The sequence below is a fragment of the Dactylosporangium sp. CS-033363 genome, from assembly GCF_050942475.1.
Lineage (GTDB): Bacteria > Actinomycetota > Actinomycetes > Mycobacteriales > Micromonosporaceae > Dactylosporangium.
The window spans coordinates 7,560,792-7,577,889 of sequence record NZ_CP192032.1 but is presented as its reverse complement, the minus strand read 5'-3'; the positions used below and the strand labels follow the sequence as shown (position 1 = coordinate 7,577,889).

17 protein-coding genes are annotated in these 17,098 nt (G+C 73.1%); 6 read left to right on the top strand and 11 right to left on the bottom strand.

Annotated elements, in window-relative coordinates:
- Positions 1-92: 92 nt before the first annotated feature.
- The 4 genes from ACQPZ4_RS35070 to ACQPZ4_RS35055 all read right to left on the bottom strand — a co-directional run bounded on the left by ACQPZ4_RS35070 (position 93) and on the right by ACQPZ4_RS35055 (position 5,249).
- The gene (locus ACQPZ4_RS35070) at positions 93-1,484 is read right to left on the bottom strand and encodes a hypothetical protein (RefSeq protein ID WP_433045435.1); all 1,392 of its coding nucleotides are present in this window, start codon (positions 1,482-1,484) and stop codon (positions 93-95) included.
- Positions 1,481-2,749: a hypothetical protein gene (locus ACQPZ4_RS35065; RefSeq protein WP_433045432.1), complete on the bottom strand. Its 1,269-nt coding sequence runs from the start codon at positions 2,747-2,749 to the stop codon at positions 1,481-1,483. The genes ACQPZ4_RS35070 and ACQPZ4_RS35065 overlap by 4 nt, the downstream gene beginning before the upstream one ends.
- Before the next feature lie 33 nt (positions 2,750-2,782).
- Positions 2,783-4,357 carry a DUF4331 domain-containing protein gene (locus ACQPZ4_RS35060; protein WP_433045429.1) on the bottom strand — a complete coding sequence of 525 codons (1,575 nt, stop codon included), beginning with the start codon at positions 4,355-4,357 and terminating at the stop codon, positions 2,783-2,785.
- A 130-nt stretch (positions 4,358-4,487) separates the two neighbouring features.
- Positions 4,488-5,249 (bottom strand): SAM-dependent methyltransferase, encoded by a 762-nt coding sequence (locus ACQPZ4_RS35055; RefSeq protein ID WP_433045426.1) that lies wholly within the window; start codon positions 5,247-5,249, stop codon positions 4,488-4,490.
- Between the two features lie 382 nt (positions 5,250-5,631).
- Between ACQPZ4_RS35055 and ACQPZ4_RS35050 the strand changes: the two genes are divergently transcribed.
- From ACQPZ4_RS35050 to ACQPZ4_RS35040, 3 genes are all read left to right on the top strand, one after another.
- Positions 5,632-6,444, top strand: coding sequence for a SigB/SigF/SigG family RNA polymerase sigma factor (locus ACQPZ4_RS35050; RefSeq protein WP_433066788.1), 813 nt, complete (start codon positions 5,632-5,634; stop codon positions 6,442-6,444).
- Between the two features lie 72 nt (positions 6,445-6,516).
- Positions 6,517-6,702 (top strand): hypothetical protein, encoded by a 186-nt coding sequence (locus tag ACQPZ4_RS35045; RefSeq protein ID WP_433045423.1) that lies wholly within the window; start codon positions 6,517-6,519, stop codon positions 6,700-6,702.
- Positions 6,703-6,723: 21 nt separating this feature from the next.
- Positions 6,724-7,485 carry a methylenetetrahydrofolate reductase gene (locus ACQPZ4_RS35040; RefSeq protein WP_433045420.1) on the top strand — a complete coding sequence of 254 codons (762 nt, stop codon included), beginning with the start codon at positions 6,724-6,726 and terminating at the stop codon, positions 7,483-7,485.
- Here ACQPZ4_RS35040 and ACQPZ4_RS35035 read toward each other — a convergent pair.
- Positions 7,482-8,432 (bottom strand): GlxA family transcriptional regulator, encoded by a 951-nt coding sequence (locus ACQPZ4_RS35035; RefSeq protein WP_433045417.1) that lies wholly within the window; start codon positions 8,430-8,432, stop codon positions 7,482-7,484. The genes ACQPZ4_RS35040 and ACQPZ4_RS35035 overlap by 4 nt on opposite strands.
- A gap of 74 nt (positions 8,433-8,506) precedes the next feature.
- Here ACQPZ4_RS35035 and ACQPZ4_RS35030 point away from each other — a divergent pair, with 74 nt between their 5' ends.
- The 3 genes from ACQPZ4_RS35030 to ACQPZ4_RS35020 all read left to right on the top strand — a co-directional run bounded on the left by ACQPZ4_RS35030 (position 8,507) and on the right by ACQPZ4_RS35020 (position 11,414).
- Positions 8,507-9,772, top strand: coding sequence for an amino acid permease (locus ACQPZ4_RS35030; protein ID WP_433045414.1), 1,266 nt, complete (start codon positions 8,507-8,509; stop codon positions 9,770-9,772).
- Positions 9,773-9,808: 36 nt separating this feature from the next.
- A complete protein-coding gene (locus tag ACQPZ4_RS35025) occupies positions 9,809-10,150 on the top strand; it encodes a YciI family protein (RefSeq protein WP_433045411.1) in 342 nt (113 codons plus the stop codon).
- 73 nt (positions 10,151-10,223) lie between these two features.
- Positions 10,224-11,414, top strand: coding sequence for an RNA polymerase sigma factor (locus ACQPZ4_RS35020; RefSeq protein WP_433066785.1), 1,191 nt, complete (start codon positions 10,224-10,226; stop codon positions 11,412-11,414).
- 81 nt (positions 11,415-11,495) lie between these two features.
- Here the strand turns inward: ACQPZ4_RS35020 and ACQPZ4_RS35015 are convergent, their stop codons facing one another.
- From ACQPZ4_RS35015 to ACQPZ4_RS34990, 6 genes are all read right to left on the bottom strand, one after another.
- Positions 11,496-13,229 (bottom strand): MFS transporter, encoded by a 1,734-nt coding sequence (locus tag ACQPZ4_RS35015; RefSeq protein WP_433045408.1) that lies wholly within the window; start codon positions 13,227-13,229, stop codon positions 11,496-11,498.
- Complete coding sequence (locus tag ACQPZ4_RS35010) at positions 13,226-13,651, bottom strand: MarR family winged helix-turn-helix transcriptional regulator (RefSeq protein ID WP_433045405.1); 426 nt, start codon at positions 13,649-13,651, stop codon at positions 13,226-13,228. Before ACQPZ4_RS35010 ends, ACQPZ4_RS35015 begins: the two co-directional genes overlap by 4 nt.
- A 123-nt stretch (positions 13,652-13,774) precedes the next feature.
- Positions 13,775-14,518: a hypothetical protein gene (locus tag ACQPZ4_RS35005; RefSeq protein WP_433045393.1), complete on the bottom strand. Its 744-nt coding sequence runs from the start codon at positions 14,516-14,518 to the stop codon at positions 13,775-13,777.
- 115 nt (positions 14,519-14,633) lie between these two features.
- Positions 14,634-15,803: a cation:proton antiporter gene (locus ACQPZ4_RS35000; RefSeq protein WP_433045390.1), complete on the bottom strand. Its 1,170-nt coding sequence runs from the start codon at positions 15,801-15,803 to the stop codon at positions 14,634-14,636.
- Between the two features lie 4 nt (positions 15,804-15,807).
- Positions 15,808-16,290 carry a cation:proton antiporter regulatory subunit gene (locus tag ACQPZ4_RS34995; RefSeq protein WP_433045387.1) on the bottom strand — a complete coding sequence of 161 codons (483 nt, stop codon included), beginning with the start codon at positions 16,288-16,290 and terminating at the stop codon, positions 15,808-15,810.
- Between the two features lie 41 nt (positions 16,291-16,331).
- The gene (locus ACQPZ4_RS34990) at positions 16,332-17,069 is read right to left on the bottom strand and encodes an IclR family transcriptional regulator (RefSeq protein ID WP_433045384.1); all 738 of its coding nucleotides are present in this window, start codon (positions 17,067-17,069) and stop codon (positions 16,332-16,334) included.
- Positions 17,070-17,098: the final 29 nt, after the last annotated feature.

The following is a 17,098-nucleotide window of genomic DNA, read 5'->3' as shown; positions in this document are numbered from 1 at the left end:
CCGGCGTGGGCGGCAGGTAAGGCTCGGGCAGGCGCGCTGCCCGAGCCCACAATACCGCTCCGCCGCCCGCGGCGCCTGCCCCGTCCCGGTGGCTAGAGGGTCACCAGGGAGCGGATCGCCAGGGCCGAGCCGACCAGGAGGACCAGGGCGGCGGTGCCGTTGGGGGCCCACGCGGTCAGGCGGGGGCTCAGCTTGAGGCGGGCCGGCCACCGCCAGCGGTCGCGGATCCGGATCAGGAGCAGGCCGGCGGCGGTGAGGACGGCGGCCATGCCCGCACCGTACGCGAGGACCAGCAGCACCCCGAACCACGTCCGGCCCAGGCCGATCGCGCCCAGCAGGACCACCAGCGCGGACGGGCTCGGGACCAGGCCGCCGGCCACGCCCATGCCGACGAGCGCCCACCGGCTCGGACGGTCCGGAGCATGGGAGTGATGATGATGGTGGTCCGAGTGGTGGTGGTCCGAGTGGTGATGGCCCGGCCCGTGGGAATGCCCGTGGGAGTGGCCCGCGTCGACGCCCGGGCGCCGCCGGGCGCGCAGCATCCCCAGGCCCACCGCGGCCACCAGGACCCCGGAGACCACGCCCAGCCAGGCCAGGACGCGCTCGCCCGCCAGCCCGGCCGCCGTGGTCAGCAGCAGGCCCAGCACCAGTACGCCCCCGGTGTGGGTCAGCGTCACCGTCGCGCCCACGGCCAGGGCGTCGCGCGGACGGCCCCGCCGCCCGGCCAGGTACGCCGCCATCACCGTCTTCCCGTGCCCCGGCAGCGCCGCGTGCGCGCCACCGAGGACCAGCGCCAGCAGTACCGCCAGGAACCCGACCCACGGCGTGAGCCCCCGCGAACCCACCAGCCCGCGCAGCACCGAATCGGCCCGCGCGAGCCAGGACGGCCCCCCACCGGCCGGACCGGCGGCGGTGGCGTCGGTCGACCCGCCGGGCTCCACCGTGAACGAGGCACTGCGCACGTCGGGCGGCGAGCTCAGCAGATCGTCGGGGTACGACCGCAGCCCGTCCGTCGCCGAGGCGGTGGGCAGCGACGACCCCGACAGGTGCACCCCCGCGGCGGTGGCCGTCAGCTCGCGCCACCCGACCCGGTCGTCCCGGTACCGCGACACCACCGAAACGGGCACCGCCGAGGTCAGCGCGGCCGGCGCCGACAACCCGCAGGACAGGCGGCTGGTGCGCAGGCCGCCGGAGCCCTCGGAGTACACCAGCGAGGAGGAGACGACCGAGAAGGCCAGCGGCGCACCGGAGACCCGCACCGCGAACGCGGCGTTGAACGCGTCGCACTCGGCGGGAGCCGCCAGGGTCTCCTGCAGGGTGGGCAGCTCGGCGAAGTCCACCGTGACCGCCACGTCGACCCGGGACGGCGTGAACGACAGCGCCGCCAGCTGGTTCACCGAGAAGTTGCCCAGCGGGTGCGCGGACGCGGTGCCCGGCAGCAGCAGGACGCCCGCGAACGCGGCGAGGAACAGCAACCACTTCACGACAGACCTGCCAGGGTCGAGGCCGCCACCGGGGCGTCCACCGGGGAGAAGTGCGGGTTCAGGGACAGCGCCAGCTGCAGCTGCAGCCGGGCCGTGACCCGGTCGCCGGTGCCCAGCGCGATCATCCCGTGGTGGAAGGCCACCGCCGGGTCGAGCCGGCCGAGGGCCTCGGCCTGCTGCACGTACGGCAGCGCCTCGGCCGACCGCCCGGCGGCGTGCAGGCTCCACGCCACCGCGTCCGCGACCTCGGCGAACTGGCGGCGGTCCCACTCGCGCAGGGACAGCTGCACCGCCTCCGCGGGGCGGCCGGCCGCCATGGCCAGCGACGCGGCGCCCAGGTCGTCGGTGCCGCCGTTGGCCTCGAACAGCTTGTGCGCCGCCTCCGCCAGCCGGAGCGCGGGCGAGGGGTCGCGGCCCGCGGCGGTCAGCATGCGGGCCTGGTCGACCAGCGCGTCGACCGTCGGGGTGCGGGCCACGACCTTGTCCAGGTCGGCCAGGGCCAGGTCGAGGTGCCCGGCGGCCGCGTCCACGCGGGACTTGAGCTGCCACAGGCCCGCGACGGTCGCGTCCGCGGCCAGGCCCAGCGTGACCTCCGAGGTCGCCGTGGCCACGTCGCCCGCCGCCCAGGCCAGGGCGGCCAGGTGCTGGTGGCAGAAGGCGAGGTCGGCGGGCTCGGTGGCCAGGGACAGGGCCTGGCGCATCAGGTCGATCGCGTCGGTGCGCCGGCCGTGCTGCTCCAGGTCGTACGACGCCCTGGTGTAGGAGGCCAGGCCGGGCCTCAGGTCGAGCATGTGCTGTACCGCATCCGTGGCCTCAGCGGGGTGCCCGAGCTGCGTCTCCGCGTCGGCGAGCACCCCGTAGGCGGTGTCCGAATAGGGGTCGGCGGCCAGGGCCTGTTGCGCGAGGGTCCGCGCCGCGGTGAAATCATGCCGGGCGTTGGCCAGGGCGCCCAGGCCGGCGAGGGCGAGCGCGTTGCCGGCCCGCACCTCCAGGGACTTGCGCAGCGCGCCCTCGGCCTTCGGGTAGAAGGACGGGTCGGCCGTGGCCCGCGCCTGCTCCAGATACGCGGAGCCCAGCGCGGCCCAGGTGGTCCAGTCGCCCGGCACGCGGCGCAGGCGGTCCTGATGGGCGGCGATCGCCGCGGGAAGTCCCGCCGAGGGCCGGTCGGACGAGCCAAGGGCGGTTTCCGTCGTACCGCCGGTGCGCCCGGCCACCGCCCCCAGCCCGAACAGCAGCGCGGCGGCCAGCACCACGGTCACGATCATGCGAACTCGCACGGCGATCGCCTCCTCAGCCGCTCAGGACAGCGGCGAGCGGCGCCGCCGCCACCAGCCGACGAACAGGGTCGCGCCGAGCCCGGCCGCGAGGGCCGAGGCGCCGACGGTCACGGCGGTCATCCCGTCGCCGGACTGCGCCGCGGACGGCACGATGGTCACCGTCGACGGCGACGCGGCAGGCGCGGACGCGGCCGCGTTTTTGGTAAAGTTCGGCAGCGCCACGTACGGGAACCTGTCGCCGAACGCGTTGTCGTTCACGTCCACCTTGTCGCCGGTGGCCAGGGCGTCGACGAGCTTGCCGGTCGCCGCCGCCCCCTCGACCGCCTGCACCGAGATGTCCACGACGTCGTCGGTGAGCCGCCGGCCGTTGGGGAAGCCCTGCAGGTCCCCGCCGAGCACGCCCAGCCGGTTCGGCTGCGCGGTGACCGGGACGCCGAGGTTGAGCCGCAGCATCTCCGCCGGGCGGAAGTTCGCCGCGCCGACGTCCGCGTTGTTGAGCTGCGAGTTCAGGTCGGCCTTGATCGGGCCGCCGGCCTTGGTGGTGATGCCGGTCAGGAAGATCTCGGTGAGGTCGTTGCGGGGCGTCGCCGGGGCCGGGACCTTGTAGATGCCCTCGATGAGCTTCGGCAGTTCCGGATCCGTGACCCGCTGCACGACGGCGGGGATGCCGGCGTCCTTGTCCGGGCCGATCGCGTTGAACGCGTCCTTGAGCTCGGCCGGGATCACGACCTCGTTGACGAGCGGGTTGCCCAGCCGGGACACCTGGACCCGCTCGGCCGTGCGGATGTCGCCGCCGGTGACGCGCGTCTTGGTCCGCTCGGTGGTGCTCCAGATGCCGATCACCGGATTGCGCTTCGGGTCGCCCTTGAGCGCGACGTCGGTGAAGGGCACCTGCAGGGCGATGGTGTTGACGTTGTACCCCTTGAGCGTGTCCCGCCCCACCTCGCTCAGATCGCCGCCGTAGAGGAGGTCGAACACCCGCAGGTCGAGGAAGAACGGGTCGTCGGCCTGGCCGGCGAACGTGTTCCAGCCGCCCGGCAGGCGCTTGTCGGCCTCGGCGCGCAGCTTGGCGTAGTCGGGCATGGTGGCCTGGCCGACCCGCGACGGGGCGACCGGCGCGCCGGTGACGCGGGTCTTGAACGGCTCGCCATGGAACGACGACTCGAGCGTGTACGTCTGGCGGAACAGCAGGTTCTCGTCGTCGAGCGAGGTGACGGGCCCGTTGGCGTACAGGAACGTGTTCTTGCCGCGCTTGTCGACGTTCTGGAACGTCCAGCGGAAGATCGCGTCGGGCTTGGCGTCGCCGTCGCTGTCGACGTTGATGAGGTAGGTGGCGTCGGTGGCGAAGGGGTAGAAGTTCGGCCCGCCGTCGGGGTCCTCGAACGGCTGCCAGTTGGCGATGAACGTGACGTAGCCGGCCCGCTCGGGGCTGACGAAGGCGTAGAGATCGGTGTTGTCGACCGACGGGTCGGCCGCGATGAGCGGCGCCTCCCGGTGGCTCGACGCGGCCGAGGACACCGGTCCCAGGCCGGCCAGCGCGACGCCGGCCGCCACCGCCGTGGCGGCGCCGGCCCGCAGGACGGTTGCGAAACGCATCTGCGTGGTCCTCCCACATCCGTGGCGGTCCGGGCTGTCGGACCGCCGTGCGGAAGGGGTTCGCGTCGATGCGTGCGGGGGATGGGCCGCTGTCGCGTTGCGGTCAGCCACCCGTCCGGCGGGGTGCCGGCTACGAAGCCTTGATCCCGACGCCGCCGTAGCCGTGGGAGGTGGCGTCCTCGCCCTCGACCGGGTGCCACTGCCCGATCCACACCAGGCCCGGGTCGACCAGGTCGAAGCCGTCGAAGAAGCGCTCGATCTCGGCGTGCGTGCGCGGGACGATCGGCGCGTTGGAGCGGCGGTACACCTGGGTGCCCTGCTGCGCCGGGGCCGCGTCGACGCCGTCGAGGGTCAGGTGGGACACGACCAGGGCGCTGCCGGGGGCGACGGCGTCGCGCAGGCGGGCGATGACGTCCCACGGGCCGGCCTCGTCGGGCACGAAGTGCAGGATCGACACCAGCAGCACGGCGACCGGCTCGCCGAGGTCGAGGTGCCCGGCCACGTGCGGGTCGGCCAGCAGCGTCTCGGGCTCGCGCAGGTCCGCCAGGGCGACCGAGATCCGTTCCTCGCCGTCGACCAGGGTCCGGGCCTGCGCCACGGCGACCGGGTCGTTGTCGACGTACGTCACCCGGCCGTCGGTCTGCTCGTGCACGTTGCCCTGGGTCGGCAGCCCGGCGCCGATGTCGAGGAACTGGCGGATGCCGGCCTCGCGGGCCAGGTGCCGCACCGCCCGCTGCATGAACCGCCGGTTGCCGTGCGCGGCCGCCGGCGTGTCGGGGAAGATCGCCAGGATCTTCTCCGCGGCCTCCCGGTCCACGGCGAAGTTGTGGTACCCGCCGAGGTAGTAGTCGTACATGCGGGCGACGTTCGGGACCGTGGCATCGATCGTCATGGCCGCCACACTAGTGGCCTCGCGGGAGCGAATGCGGCCCGTGACTTTTGCCCTCCGGCAAGTTCTTGTAAGGTGGGAGACGTCCCACCCCGCCGGGTGACGTATATCCCCGTGCGGCCGGGCCCGTCCAGACAAGGGCGGCTCCCCGGAGCGTGGCGACGCCGGAGGTCTGCGCCGGCGCTCTAGACATGGGCGCCCAGCGTCACTCGACCGGAGTTTCTCCCCAGGCGCCGAAGTCTGCCATCAGCAGGGTTTCCCGCCTGAACGCCACCGAAACGCGAACGCTTCCCGTGGCGCCCGGTCGTGCGGTACCAGCAATGAAAGGCCATCAGCCATGAGCATCGCCGTCGAACAGCACGCGAACGCCGCCACCCAGCCCCAGATGCAGCCCCAGACCCAGACGCAGCCCCAGCAGCACGGCACGCGGGCCAACCGCGAGACCGACGCCCAGGCCAAGGCGCTGTTGTCCCTGCTGGGCGACCTGCCCGCCGGCACCGACCGGGCCAGGGTGCGGGCCCGCCTGATCGAGCTGTACATCCCGCTGGCCGAGTACCTCGCCCGCCGCTTCCGCAACCGCGGCGAGCAGCTCGAGGACCTCGTCCAGGTGGCGAACCTCGGCCTCATCAAGTCCGTCGACGGCTTCGACCCGACCCGCGGCGCGGCGTTCACCAGCTACGCCATCCCGATGATCGTCGGCGAGCTCAAGCGGCACTTCCGCGACAAGGGCTGGGACGTGCGCGTCCCCCGCCGGCTGCAGGAGCTGCGCCTGGAGATCTCCAAGATCTCCGGTGACCTGGCCCAGGACCTCGGCCGCTCGCCGACCGTGGCCGACCTCGCGGGCCGCCTCGGCGTCAGCGAGGAGGAGGTCATCGAGGGCCTGGACTGCGGGCAGGCGTACCGCGCGCTCTCCCTCGACGCGCCCGTGGGCGACGGCGGCGACGGCGGCGCGAACGGCCTCGGCGACCTGCTCGGCGGGGACGACCCGGACATGCGCAACGTGGAGAACCGCGAGGCGCTGCGCCCGCTGCTGGCCAAGCTGCCGGCGCGCGAGCAGAAGATCATCGCGATGCGCTTCCACGGCAACCTGACCCAGTCGCAGATCGCCGCCGAGCTGGGGATCTCGCAGATGCACGTCTCGCGGCTGCTGGCCGGCGCCCTCAAGGCGCTGCGGGACCAGCTGACCCGCGAGGACTGATTCTTTCCACCTGGGGGTAGCCCGGTCCGCGTCTTCGGGCGCGGGCCGGGCTCGGGCTTTTATCCTGACATCATGGGCAAATCGGGCAAATCGCGTGAACTCAAGTGGGTGTTACGGCCGAGCCACGCGGAGCTGGCGGAGCACGACGGCAAGGAGATCTACGCCTTCGGCGACACCGACATGGTGGGCCGGGTCGAGGTGACGCTGACCGACGGCACCCGGGTCCGGGTCCGGCGCACCGAGCTGATCCCGTGCTGAGCGACGTGCTGGAATAGCGCCATGGGGAGCGAATTCGAGGTCGTCTGCGAGATCGAACCGCCGACCCGCCCGGACCTGCGCCACGTCCGGCATCAAATCGGCGTGCTGGCCCCGGTCGCCCACGCGTTCCTCATCCCCGACAACCACATCGGCCGGGCCACGGTCTCCAGCGTCGCCGTGGCCCACGAGGTGGCGGCGATGGGCGGGCGGAGCATCGCCTGCCTCAACTCCCGCGACCGCAACCTGCTGGGCTTCCACCGCGACCTGCTGACTGCGGCGGCGTACGGCGTGACCGAGTTCCTGTTCGTGCACGGCGACCAGCCGACCGCGGGCGGCCGCGCGAGCGAGCTCACGGTCCGCACGATGATCGCCGAGGCCCGCGCGATGGGGGAGCGCGACGGCTTCTCCCCGCCGCGCATCGGGGTCGCGGCCGGCCTGCGCAAGGTCCCGGCCTGGAAGCGCGAGGCGGACTTCGTCTTCGCCCAGATGTGCTTCGACAACGACACGCTCCTGCGCTGGCGTGAGGAGCAGAACCTCCAGCAGAAGGTGTACGCCGGTGTGCTCGTGCTGGCCAGCGCCGGCATGGCCCGCCGCCTGGCCGCCAGCATCCCCGACATCGACATCCCGGAGTCCCTGATCGACCGGGTGGCCGCCGATCCGCGGGCCGGCGTCGAGGCCGCCTGCGCCCAGGTGGCCGCGCTGCGCGCGTCGGGCGCGTTCGACGGCGTGCACCTGGTGACCGTCTCCCGCTACCGCGAGGTCGCGCTGACGCTCGAACGCTAACGGTGGAAGACCTGCCGGTACGTCGTCGGCGTCACGCTGGTCTGGCGGGCGAAGTGGATGCGCAGGTTGGCCGGAGTGCCGAAGCCGGTCCGGTGGGCGATCAGCTCGATGGACGCATCGGTCGTTTCGAGGAGTTCCTGGGCCAGCCGGACCCGCTGGCCGACCAGCCACTGCAGCGGGCTCGTCCCCACGCTCTCGCGGAACCGGCGGGCGAACGTGCGCGGGCTGAGCCGGGCCTCGCGGGCCAGGTCGGCCACGGTCAGCGGCTGGTCGAGGCGGCGCCGGGCCCAGTCCAGCGCGCCGCCCAGGGTGTCCGGGGTGCGCGGGCGCGGCGGGGGCGTGGCGAACTGGGACTGCCCGCCGTCGCGGTGCGGCGGCACGACCATGCGCCGGGCGACCTCGTTGGCCACCGCCGCGCCGTGGTCCAGGCGGACCAGGTGCAGGCACAGGTCGATCGCCGCGCCGGTGCCGGCCGAGGTGAAGATGGTGCCGTCCTCGGTGTAGAGCACGTCCGGGTCGAAGGTGACCCGCGGGTAGCGCTGGGCGAAGTCGAACGCGTTCATCCAGTGCGTGGTGGCCCGGCGGCCGTCGAGCAGGCCGGCCGCGGCCAGCACGTACGCGCCGGTGCAGATGGCCACGATCCGCTTGCCCCGGGCGTGCGCCTCCCGCACCACGGCGACGAGGTCGTCCGGCGGCTCGACCTGCCGGGCCCGCGCGAACGCCGGGAGGATCACCGTGTCGGCGTCGGCGAGCGACGACAGCGGGTGCGGCGCCTCGATGGACAGGCCGGAGCGGGCCGGGTGGCGGCCGGGGCTGGCGGCCGCGAACCGCAGCTCGTACCAGGGGTCGGCCAGGTCGGCCCGGTCGATGCCGAACACCTCGCACGGCACGGCCAGCTCGAAGACCGGCATGTCGTCGGTGACGGCCACGCCCACCACATGCGTCATGGCAGAAATCTAGCGCAGAACGGCATTCCTGCCACTGGATCGGCCGCCCGTACCGCCGAAGAATCTTGCTTGTGATGACCGTTCCGCAGGGGGCCGCCCTGTCCATCGGGGCCGTGCTCGGCACCGGCGTGATCGCCCTGCCCGCCCTCGCCGCCCAGACCGCCGGGCCCGCGTCGCTGATCGCCTGGGGCGTGCTCGTGGTGCTCTCGGTGCCGCTGGCCGCCACCTTCGCCGCGCTCGGCGCCCGCTATCCGGACTCGGGCGGGGTCGCCACCTACGCGCGGCGGGCGTTCGGGCACCGGGCCGCGGCCGTCGTCGGCTGGTCGTTCTACTTCGCGATCCCGGTCGGCGCCCCGGCCGCGGCGCTGTTCGGCGGCGCCTACGTGGCGGCCGCGCTCGGCGGCGGGACCCGCACCACGCTGGTCACCGCCGGGCTGCTCATGCTCGCCGTCACCGCCGGCAACCTGGGCGGCGTGCGCGTCTCCGGCCGCCTGCAGCTCGGCCTGGCCGCGCTGCTCATCGCGCTGCTGGTCACCGCCACCGCCACCGCGCTGCCGCACGCGAACCTGGCCAACCTGCACCCGTTCGCGCCGCACGGCTGGTGGGCGATCGGGCCCGCGGTCGCCGTGCTCGTCTGGGGCTTCGCCGGCTGGGAGGCGGTCACGTCGCTCGCCGCCGACTTCGTCCGGCCCGGCCGTGACCTGCCCCGGGCCACCGGCATCGCGCTGGTCGTGGTCGCCGTGCTGTACCTCGGGATCGCCGCCGCCAGCGTGCTCGTCCTCGGCCCCGGGCTCACCGCCGACGCCCACGGCGGGGGAGCGCCCCTCGCCGAGCTGCTCGCCATCGGGGTCGGCGGGCAGGTGCGGGTCATCGCCGCCGCGGCCGCCGTGCTGCTCACGCTCGGCACGATGAACGCCTACTACGCCGGGGCGGCCAAGCTCGGCGCCGCCCTGGGCCGCGACGGCGCGCTGCCCGCGTGGCTGGGCCGGGGGGCGGCCCCGGGCGCCGTGCCCCGCCGCAGCCTGCTCGTCGTGGCCGCGCTCGGCGCCGTGTCGCTGGTCGTGGTGGCCGCGACCGGCACCGGCACCAGGGCCCTCGTCCTGCTCACGAGCGGCTGTTTCGTCCTGGTGTACCTCGTGGGCTCCGCCGCCGCGGTGAAGCTGCTCGAGGGCCGGGCCCGGGTGCTCGCCGTGATCGCGCTCGTGTCCTCAGTCGGCCTGATGGTCGTCACCGGCTGGTACGTCCTCGGCACGCTCGTCATCGCGGCCGGCGCACTCGTGTACACCCGGAAGAAAAAATCCGCCCGCGTTGTCGATTCGGTCGAGGCCCGATTGACGTAGGAGTGTCAGTACGAACTCAATGAGACGGAGACCTCGATGGCCCAGTACCTGATCCTGATCTACGAGGACGAGGCGAGCTACGCGTCGGCCCCACCGCAGGTGTTCCAGGAGGTCATGGACGCCCACAACCGCTTCGCCGAGCAGGTCGGCGAGCTCGGCGGCACCCTGGTCGGCGGCAACGCGCTGCAGGACACCAACACCGCCACCTCGATCCGCGACGACGTCGTCACCGACGGCCCGTTCGTGGAGACCAAGGAGGTGCTCGGCGGCTACTACCTCATCGACGCCAAGGATCTCGACCACGCGCTGGAGATCTCCAAGCTGTGCCCGGCCCGCTTCGGCGGCGTCGAGGTCCGCCCGGTGATGACCTTCGAGTAGGGGTCCGTTGCCTCCGGAACCATCGGACGTCCGGTCGGCGATCGCCGACGCGCACCGCCGCGAGTGGGCCCGCGTGCTCGCCGCGACGGTGCGCGTCGCCCGCGACCTGGACCTGGCCGAGGAGTGCGTGCAGGACGCGTACGTCTCGGCCCTCGACGCCTGGCTGCGGCAAGGTGTGCCGAACAACCCCGGCGCCTGGCTGACCACGGCCGCGCAGCGCCGGGCCCTGAACGCGCACCGCCGGGCCGCCACCCTGCGCAGCAAGCTGCCGCTGCTGGTGGTTCCGGATGTTCCGGACATCTCCGACTCATCCGAGATCCCCGACGACCGCCTGCGCCTGATCTTCACCTGCTGCCACCCCGCGCTGGCCCGGGAGGCCCAGCTCGCGCTGACGCTGCGGCTGGTGTGCGGCCTCACCACCGCCGAGATCGCCCGCGCCTTCCTGGTCAGCGAGCCCACCATGGCCGCCCGGGTCACCAGGGCGAAGAAGAAGATCGCCGCGGCCCGCATCCCGTACCGGGTGCCGGAGGGCGCCGAGCTGCCCGAGCGCCTGGATGCCGTCCTCACCGTCGTGCACCTGGTGTTCACCACCGGCCACGCGGCCCCGACCGGCGACGCCCTGCTGCGCCCCGACCTCGTCGAGCGCGCCCTGGATCTGGCCCGGACCCTCGGCGCGCTGATGCCGGACGAGCGCGAGGCGCACGGCCTGCTCGCCCTGATGCTGCTGCACGACGCCCGCCGGGCCACCCGCACCGGCGCCGGCGGGCGGCTGGTGCTGCTGGAGGCCCAGGACCGTACCCGCTGGGACGCCCGGCAGATCGAGGAGGGCCTGGCCCTGGTCCGGCGCGCCCTCACCGGCGGCCGCCCGGGCCGCTTCGCGCTGCAGGCGACCATCGCCGCCCTCTACACCGAGGCGCCCAGCTACGCCGACACCGACTGGCGCCAGCTCCTGGCCGTCTACGACCTGCTGCTGGCCGCCTGGCCCACCCCGGTCGTCGCCCTGAACCGCGCCGTCGTGGTGGCCATGGTGCGCGGCCCGGCCGCGGGCCTGGCCATCCTCGACGAGCTGGCCGCCGATCCGCGCCTGGCGGCCTACCACTACCTGCCGGCCGCGCGCGCCGGCCTGCTCATGCGGCTGGGCGAGACCGGCGCCGCCGCGGACGCCTACGCCGAGGCCCTGGCCCGCTGCGACAACGCGGTCGAGCGGGCGTTTCTGGAGGAGCAACGGAAACGGACGGGCCGAACACCCCACTCCCCGGGGTGATCGGCCCGCCCGTGGCGCCGCCAGGCCCGTGGCTGTAACCGGGCGGCGCCATTTCCCACAGGAGGGAGCTTTCGGGACGAGCTACTGCGCGGCCGGCTCGATCTCGTGCTTGGCCGGCTTCACCAGCGACGCCACGGCCCCGATGAGGGCCATCGCGATCGCCAGCCAGAACACGATGACCAGTCCGTCGTGGAAGGGGCCGGACACCAGGTGCGGGAAGAACTCCCGGCCCGTCAAGGTGTCGGCGTTGGCCTTCGGCAGCGTGCCGAGCAACTGCGGCCCGAGCAGGGACTGGATCGGGTTGAAGCCCAGGAACGCGGCGAACAGCGTGCCGACCGGCGGCAGCGAGGCGATCGTGGCCGCCGCGCCGGACGGGACGCCCTGGGAGGTCAGGCCGCTGTTGAGCGAGTCCGGCAGGTTGCTGGACAGGCCGGCGATCATCAGCGAGAAGAACACGCCGATCGAGAGCACCATGCCGGCGTTCTGGAACGTGGCCCGCATGCCCGACGCGGCGCCGCGCAGGTGGGCCGGGACGCTGGACATGATCAGCGAGGTGTTCGGGGCCGCGAACAGGCCGCCGCCGAGGCCGTTGAGGAAGACCAGCAGCGCGAAGGCCCAGTACGCGAAGTCGGTCGGCAGGATCAGCAGGCCGCCGAAGGACAGCGCCATGACGACCAGGCCGACGGCCGCGAAGATCCGGGGGCCGTACTTGTCCGAGAGGTGCCCGGCGATCGGGCCGGCGGCGAGGAAGCCGACGGTGAGCGGCAGCAGGTAGATGCCGGCCCAGAGCGGGGTCGACTCGTAGGTGTAGCCGTGCAGCGGCAGCCAGATGCCCTGCAGCCAGATGATGAGCATGAACTGCAGGCCGCCGCGGGCGATGGCGGCGAGCAGGCCGGCGATGTTGCCGTACGCGAAGGCCCGGATCTTGAACAGGCCGAGCGGGAACATCGGCTCGGCCACGTGCCGCTCGATCCAGGTGAAGACGCCCAGCACGGCGACGCCGCCGATCAGCCCCGCGAGCACCCACGGGTTGGTCCAGCCCTGGCTGTGCCCGCCGTAGGGCTGGATGCCGTACGTGATGCCGGCCAGCACGGCGGTCAGCCCGACGGCGAACGTGAGGTTGCCCCACCAGTCGATCCGGCCGGGGCGGCGCAGGCCCGTGTCGTGCAGGCTGCGGTACGCCCAGATGGTCCCGATGACGCCGATCGGCACGTTGACCCAGAAGATGGCCCGCCAGTTCCACTCCGCGAGCAGGCCGCCGAGGACCAGGCCGATGAACGAGCCCGCGATGCCGGCCACGATGTTGACGCCCAGGGCCATGCCGCGCTGGGCGGCCGGGAAGGCGTCGGTGAGGATCGCGGCCGAGTTGGCCATCAGCATCGCGCCGCCGACCGCCTGCAGGACGCGCCAGCCGATCAGCCACAGCGCGCCGCCGCCGCCGTCGAACGGGTCGAGCGACAGGGCGATCGAGGTGATCGTGAACAGCGCGAAGCCGAGGTTGTAGATGCGCACCCGGCCGTACATGTCGCCGAGGCGCCCGAGCGTGACCACGAGCACGGCGCTGACGAGCATGTAGCCCATGAGCATCCACAGCAGGTAGGACACGTTGCCCGGGGCGAGCGGGTTGAGGTGGATGCCGTTGAAGATCGCCGGCAGCGAGATGAGCACGATCGAGGAGTTGATGGTGGCGATGAGCATGCCGAGGGTGGTGTTCGACAGCGCCACCCACTTGTAGTGCGGGTGGTCCTTGCCACCCGACAGCGCTCCCCGGAACCCTGACGTGCGGCCCCCGGGCGCTTCAAGGGTGTCGGTCACTTCGCGAGCCTCTCCAGCGCCGGCAGCGCGGCCGCAATCAGCGCCTGGTCGTCTTCGGATACGTGGGCCAGCAGGGCTTCGAGGGCTCCGGCGCGCACCGATCGGCGGCGCACGAGCAGCTCGGACCCGGCCCGGGTGATCCTGACCAGCACGGCCCGCCCGTCGGCGGGGTCGGCGGCCCGGTCGGCCAGCCCCTCCCGCTCCAGGCGCTGCACGAGCTGGGTCATGGCGGGCTGGGTCACGCCCTCCGCGGTGGCGAGCTCGGTGAGCCGCCGCGGTCCTTCGCGCTCCAGGCGCCGCAGCGTCGAGGCGGCCGTGAGACTGATGTCGTTCGGTGGGTTGCCCTGCCGCAGGAGGCTGAAGGTGCGCTCGACGGCGACCGTCAGGCGCGCAGGATCCAATGCGGTTCGAGCTGCGGGCATGGCTCAATTCGTATCACGTACTTATAGAAGTGGCTTATGCGGTGCGACCAAGTTCACCCGGTCTTGACAAAGAAAGACGCCGGTCGATGAGTATCGACCGGCGTCCCGAAAGGGTGATGTTGCTTACATGCAGTCGGGGCTTTCCGTGATCGTCAGGCCGTCGACGAGGTTGCCGTAGCCCTCGTCGGTCGCCGCGGTCTCGTCCGCCGTCAGCGTGACGCGGGTCGAGGTCTGGCCCGGGCCGGTCTTGTACCAGCCGTAGAGCCGCTTCCACCGCACGTCGTCCGAGGAGTTCGAGTACGCGAACTGCGACCCGACCCCGAGGACGCTCGTGTCGTTGCGCGGGGTGCGCCCGAAGTGGATCGACGTCGCGTCCACGTCCTTGCCGTCGGAGCTGTCCCGGGCCCGGATCCAGAACGACCAGTAGATCTTCGTGTTCGGCTTGGTCTTCATGTCCTGGTAGATCGAGTTGCCGTTGCCGGTCGCGTTGATCTCGGCGAACTGCTTGCCGAAGCGGGCCATGACGCCCATGTTGCTGCCGCCCCAGATCTCGATCTTGCCGTCCGGGTCGTCGGTGCGCCAGCCGGGCACGTCCTGCTCGTCGAACTGCATCCAGTCCTTGCCGCCGAGCTTCGGCGTCTCGAAGCCGCCGTCGACGGTCATCTCCCGGCACGGCATCGCGTTCGCGTTGCCGTGGCCGCCCTTGGTGTTGTGCTTGGGCTGGCTGAACGTGGCGCCCCCGCCGCCCGTGCCGTTGCCCGATCCCGGGCCGTGGCCGGTGCCCGCCGCGTTCGCGGGTGCGCCGATGAGCGTCGCCAGGAGCGTGGCCGCGCCGATGGCGGGCAGCATCCGGTTGTGCTTGAACATGGTGATCCCCCGTCGTCCGCCACGGCTGCGCTGCCGTGGCACCTCCGACGGAAGTCGAACACGGTGAACTCCGGCAAACCCGGCAGATGAGCTAAATTCCACATTTCGGGCAGACTTAGACGGCCGTTCGGCGCCGCCGGTTCAGCCCGCGGGCGATGGGCTCGGCGGCCCGCGCGGCGATCGGGCCCAGTACGGCCAGGATCAGCACATATGCGGCGGCGAGCGGGCCGAGCTTCGGGTGGCTGCCGGCCGCCACGGCCAGGCCCGCGATGACGATGTTGAACTCGCCGCGGGGGAGCAGCGCCGCCCCGGCCCGCACCCGGCCGGTCAGCGCGACCCCGGCCCGGCGCGCGGCGTACCAGCCGGTGGCGAGCTTGGTGACGATCCCGGCGAAGGCGAGCAGCGCGGCCACGCCGAGCACCGGCGGCAGCGCCCGCGGGTCGGTCTGCAGGCCGAAGAAGACGAAGAACACCGCCGCGAACAGGTCCCGCAGCGGGGTCAGCAGCTGCCGCGCCGTGTGCGCGAGCGGGCCGGACAGCGCGATGCCGACCAGGAACGCCCCGACCGCGGCGGAGACCTGCAGCAGCTCGGCGGCGCCGGCCACCAGTACCGTCAGACCGAGCACTTTGAGCAGGAGCACCTCGTCGCTGTCGCTGGCCACGAAGCGCTCCACGATCCCGCCGAAGCGCAGCGCGACGAGCAGCACGAAGCTGATCGCGGCGACGGCGAGCGCGATGGCCGCGGTCCCGCCCAGCAGCCCCACGCCGGCCAGCAGGGCGGTCAGGATCGGCAGGTAGAGGGCCATCATGAGGTCCTCGAAGACCAGCAGCGACAGCACCGCCGGGGTCTCGCGGTTGCCGAGCCAGCCCAGGTCGCCGAGGACCTTGGCGGTGATCCCGGACGACGTCACGTAGGTGACCCCGCCGAGCGCGACCGCGGCCACCGGGCCCCAGCCCAGGATGAGCGCCGCCGCCACCCCGGGCGCCGCGTTGAGCACGAGGTCGGCCAGGCCGGCCGGGGCCGAGGAGCGCAGGGTGCCGACGAGCTCCGGCGCGGTGTACTCCAGGCCGAGCGTGAACAGCAGCAGGATCACGCCGATCTTGGCCCCGGCGGAGATGAACTCCGTGCTGGTGCTCAGCGGCAGCACCCCGCCGGCCCCGAAGGCCAGCCCGGCGATCAGGTACAGCGGGATCGGCGAGATCGAGAACCGCAGCGACACGGCGCCGAGCAGCCCGAGGGCGAGGATGACGGCGCCGAGTTCGACCAGGATCGTGTCGTGCGGCACGGCGCTACCCGTCGGTGAGCAGCGCGGCGACGCCGTCCACCCCGGCCGCGGTGCCGACCGTGACGATCAGGTCCTGGGCCCGCAGCCCGAAGTCCGGCCGCGGGCTGGCGATCACCTCGTCGCCGCGCACCACCGCCACGATCGACGCGCCGGTGCGGGTGCGGGCCCTGGTGTCGCCGAGCGTCCGCCCGGCGTAGGGCGAGCCCGGGGCGATCACCAGCTGCTCGGTGACCAGCCCGGCGACCTGGCGCTGCATCTCGGCGAGGTGCTCCACGATCCTGGCGGTGCCGAGGTACTCCGCCAGGGCGTTCGCCTCGTCGGCGTTGAGGGCCACGGAGACGACGCTGGTGTCCGGGTCGGCCTTGTCGTACACCACGAGGTCCCGCCGGCCGCTGCGGTGCGACACGATGCCGATCCGCCGGCCGCGCGCGGTCCTGACCACGTGGCTCGTCCCGATCCCGGGCAGGTCGATCCGCTCGACGTCCATAGCGCCATGCTAAAAGCGAAGAAGCTCCGCAAATGCCGGATTCAGCCGAGAAGGGCGATGGCGATCTCGTCGGCCGCGCGGCGCAGGCCCGCCGCGATGTCGTCGGCGTGGTCCGGGGTCAGCCGCGCGAGGGGCACGCCGCAACTGATCGCGTCGGTGACCGGCAGGCCGTCCACGTGCACGGCCGCGGCGAGGCAGCCCACGCCCGGCACGAGCTCGCCGCGCTCGTAGGCGACCCCGCGCTCGCGGCAGTCGGCCAGGGCGGCGTAGAGCTCGGCCCGCTCGACCACCGAGTCGCTGGTGATCGCCTCGACCCCGGCGGTGATGATCGCCTCGACCTCGGCCGGGTCCCGGGCGGCGAGGATGGCCCGCCCGCTGGCCGCGGTGATCGCCGGGAAGCGCCGCCCGACCATCGGCCCGGCGGTGTCGTCGGGGGCCTCGCGCGAGGCCAGGCACACGACCTCGGGGCCGTCCAGGCGGACCAGCCGGATCGTCTCGTCGAGCTGGTCGCGCAGCCGGTTGAGGATCGGCCCGGCCAGCCGGGCGGTGCGGTCGGCGGAGAGGTACGCGCTGATCGGCCGCAGCGCGGCCACGCCGATCGCGTAGGACATGCCCTCGGCGTCGGCGTCGACCCAGCCGCGGGCCACGAGTTTGGCCAGCCGCAGGCGCAGGAGCGGCTCGGGCAGCCCGATCTGCCGGCTGAGCGCGTCGATCGTCATCCGGTCGGACGCGGCCGCCAGCCGTTCGAGGAGGTCCAGCGTGGGGCTCTCATCGGCCATTCGGCCTGTGTTCCCCTTCGATGCTTGCT

Coding starts and splice junctions, on each gene's coding strand:
- ACQPZ4_RS35065 (WP_433045432.1), bottom strand. CDS start 2,749: ATGATCGTGACCGTGGTGCTGGCCGCCGCGCTGCTGTTCGGGCTGGGG.
- ACQPZ4_RS35060 (WP_433045429.1), bottom strand. CDS start 4,357: ATGCGTTTCGCAACCGTCCTGCGGGCCGGCGCCGCCACGGCGGTGGCG.
- ACQPZ4_RS35055 (WP_433045426.1), bottom strand. CDS start 5,249: ATGACGATCGATGCCACGGTCCCGAACGTCGCCCGCATGTACGACTAC.
- ACQPZ4_RS35050 (WP_433066788.1), top strand. CDS start 5,632: ATGCAGCCCCAGACCCAGACGCAGCCCCAGCAGCACGGCACGCGGGCC.
- ACQPZ4_RS35045 (WP_433045423.1), top strand. CDS start 6,517: ATGGGCAAATCGGGCAAATCGCGTGAACTCAAGTGGGTGTTACGGCCG.
- ACQPZ4_RS35040 (WP_433045420.1), top strand. CDS start 6,724: ATGGGGAGCGAATTCGAGGTCGTCTGCGAGATCGAACCGCCGACCCGC.
- ACQPZ4_RS35035 (WP_433045417.1), bottom strand. CDS start 8,432: ATGACGCATGTGGTGGGCGTGGCCGTCACCGACGACATGCCGGTCTTC.
- ACQPZ4_RS35030 (WP_433045414.1), top strand. CDS start 8,507: ATGACCGTTCCGCAGGGGGCCGCCCTGTCCATCGGGGCCGTGCTCGGC.
- ACQPZ4_RS35025 (WP_433045411.1), top strand. CDS start 9,809: ATGGCCCAGTACCTGATCCTGATCTACGAGGACGAGGCGAGCTACGCG.
- ACQPZ4_RS35010 (WP_433045405.1), bottom strand. CDS start 13,651: ATGCCCGCAGCTCGAACCGCATTGGATCCTGCGCGCCTGACGGTCGCC.
- ACQPZ4_RS35005 (WP_433045393.1), bottom strand. CDS start 14,518: ATGTTCAAGCACAACCGGATGCTGCCCGCCATCGGCGCGGCCACGCTC.
- ACQPZ4_RS34995 (WP_433045387.1), bottom strand. CDS start 16,290: ATGGACGTCGAGCGGATCGACCTGCCCGGGATCGGGACGAGCCACGTG.
- ACQPZ4_RS34990 (WP_433045384.1), bottom strand. CDS start 17,069: ATGGCCGATGAGAGCCCCACGCTGGACCTCCTCGAACGGCTGGCGGCC.